The sequence below is a fragment of the Kitasatospora sp. NPDC058243 genome (assembly GCF_042882025.1).
Classification (GTDB): Bacteria; Actinomycetota; Actinomycetes; order Streptomycetales; family Streptomycetaceae; genus Kitasatospora.
In genome coordinates, this window is sequence record NZ_JBHVWW010000168.1 from 808 (window position 1) to 1,301 (window position 494).

Consider the following 494-nt stretch of genomic DNA (forward strand, 5'->3'; position numbering starts at 1 on the left):
TCAACGCGGCCCTCACGCACTTCGTGGAATGCGATGCAAAGGACGCGCTGCACGCGGAGGAGACGAGGCCCGGTCACACGCTCGTCTGGGTGCGGCGCGACGCGCGGACCACCGAGACCACCTCGCGCACGCTCCCGGTCGAGTTCCTGCAGGGTGAGGTGCGCACCGGTTTCCTGCGTGGCTTGTCAGGGCTGACCGGCGTCAGGGCCCTCGCCGCGGAAGGCTGCCCGTGCTCCGGCTGCGCGCACTGCACCACTTCGTGCTCGTCGCTGCCGGGTGGCGATTCCGTGGGCCTGTCCTGCGGGTGCTGACGTGGCCATCGTCGCCGCGCCGCCGACAGGTGCCGCGCACGCGCCCCCGGACCGAGTCCGTAGTGGCACGCTTGACGCGACCGGCGTGCTCGACCTCCTGCGCGAGCTCGACCTGATAGCTGTCGCGGACGTAGTCGGCGGGCTCGTCGTGACCGACGTGTCGCGGCGCAACCGCAACTACCG

2 protein-coding genes are annotated in these 494 nt (G+C 71.5%); both read left to right on the forward strand.

The window, feature by feature from the left end:
- Positions 1 to 311, forward strand: a 311-nt coding sequence (locus ACFVX9_RS39835; RefSeq protein WP_387987213.1) for a hypothetical protein, incomplete at its 5' end; no start/stop codon positions are given.
- Between the two features lies 1 nt (position 312).
- The coding region (locus tag ACFVX9_RS39840; protein ID WP_387987216.1) for a hypothetical protein at positions 313 to 494 on the forward strand (182 nt) is incomplete at its 3' end.